The following is a 608-nucleotide window of genomic DNA, read 5'->3' as shown; positions in this document are numbered from 1 at the left end:
GCCCCGTCACGGCGCGGGCCATCGCGGCGCGGGCCATCGCCACGGGGACCATCGCGCCGCTGATCGTCGCCCTTCGGGCCGCGCCCTTCGCCACGGGGACCATCGCCGCGGCCTTCGCGCGGCGGCTTCGGCGGCAGGCGCATTTCCGCATCCAGCTCGGCGATGCGCTTGACCAGCGCCTCGCGGATCGCCGGGGCCGCGTGGGACTTCAGGGTGGCGAGCTGCTCCTTCAACTGCTGGAGCTGGAGCTGCTTCTGCTCCCGCGTGCGCTTGATGGCGACGTTGTCGGAATGCTGGCCGTCGAAGGCGCGCATGGAAAAGTCCTCGTTGCAGAAAATAAGACACCCGCCGTGGCGTCCCAGCGGACGCCCGGTCGGGGAGCGCGGAATATTGGAAAGGCACCGGCGCCAAAGCAAGCCGGGAGTTTGCTCCGCCTGTGCGATAAAGCGGTTGACGGCGGCGGGCCCGGTCAAACCGGTGCGGGCCGTCCCCTTCGGAACAGCGACGCCGCCTCGTCCAGATAGCGCGACAGGGCGGCGGCGGCCTCCTCCGGCCCGGTGCGCCGCGCCCCTTGGGCACGGGCCTCCGCGGCGGCGGCGGCCAGGGCG

The 608-nt window shown here is 72.5% G+C and carries 1 protein-coding gene; it reads right to left on the bottom strand.

The window, feature by feature from the left end; translation table 11 throughout:
* Positions 1-314 (bottom strand): hypothetical protein (locus QSG27_RS29155; protein WP_306712376.1); only part of this gene is annotated, 314 nt, incomplete at its 3' end.
* Between the last annotated feature and the right edge of the window lie 294 nt (positions 315-608).

Origin of the sequence: Azospirillum isscasi (assembly GCF_030849505.1) — a bacterium.
Taxonomy (GTDB): domain Bacteria; phylum Pseudomonadota; class Alphaproteobacteria; order Azospirillales; family Azospirillaceae; genus Azospirillum; species Azospirillum isscasi.
This window is presented reverse-complemented; position numbering and strand designations above follow the sequence as displayed.